General features: G+C 29.9%; 1 protein-coding gene. It reads left to right on the plus strand.

What is annotated here, in order from left to right; translation table 11 throughout:
- Nucleotides 1-54: 54 nt before the first annotated feature.
- Nucleotides 55-1029: an integrase core domain-containing protein gene (locus FLA105534_RS00165; protein ID WP_173964036.1), complete on the plus strand. Its 975-nt coding sequence runs from the start codon at nt 55-57 to the stop codon at nt 1027-1029.
- The last annotated feature ends 12 nt before the right edge of the window (nt 1030-1041 follow it).

Consider the following 1041-nt stretch of genomic DNA (forward strand, 5'->3'; position numbering starts at 1 on the left):
TGTAAAGGTTAGATATTTCGGTAACAAAATTTAACTTTAATAAATTTTGTTGCGATGAGAAATAATAGTCAAGATTCCACTTTAGAACGAAACTATTTAGAAAAGTATCGTTTTTTGATAAAAGAATATGAACAGGTAAAAAACAAGACTCATCCTTTGCATAAAAAAGCAATGGATTTTTATACAGCAAACGACACTTGCCGAAAGAGTTTTTTAAAGTATTATAATCGATATAAACAAAGTGGAAAACCTATAGATTTACTGCCACAAAAACGTGGTCCAAGATACAAAACCAGAAGACCGTTGCCTTTTATAGAACAAAAAGTAATTGAATTACGAGAAAAAGGAAACAACAAATATGAAATTGTTAGTATCTTAAAGCCCAAATTAGGAAAGCATACACCTTCGTATTCTGGAGTTTATAATATTTTAAAACGTAATAAAATAAATAGATTAACTCCGAAGATTAAAAAGAATCATCAAAAAATAATCAAGGAAAGAATGGGACAACTTGGTCATATTGATTGCCATTATTTGAGCAAAAGTATAATTAAAGGAGAAAATAAAAAACTCTATTTAGTGTGTATAATTGATGATTACAGTCGGATCGCCTGGGCTGAATTAGTTGCTGACATCACTAGTTTAACTGTTATGTTTGCAGCATTAAAATGCTTAAACATTTTAAGTGATCATTATGAAATAAAATTTGAAGAGATTTTATCTGATAATGGACCAGAATTTGGACCCAAAACTAGCAAAGTAAAAAACAACCATCCTTTTGAGAGAATGTTAATGGAATTAGGAATTGTGCACAGATATACAAGGCCATACAGACCACAGACAAACGGCAAGGTTGAACGCTTTTGGAGAACTCTTGAAGATGATTTATTAAGAGATACAGATTTTGATTCTCAAGAAGAATTAAAAGAGGAACTATTACAATATTTATACTATTATAATCATGAAAGACCACATCAGGGAATTGATGGAAAAAAGCCAATTGAAATGATAAATCCGTTACCGAAATAAGTAACTTTTACA

Source organism: Flavobacterium collinsii, assembly GCF_902804485.1.
GTDB classification, from domain to species: Bacteria; Bacteroidota; Bacteroidia; order Flavobacteriales; family Flavobacteriaceae; genus Flavobacterium; species Flavobacterium collinsii.

Coding starts and splice junctions, on each gene's coding strand:
- FLA105534_RS00165 (WP_173964036.1), top strand. CDS start 55: ATGAGAAATAATAGTCAAGATTCCACTTTAGAACGAAACTATTTAGAA.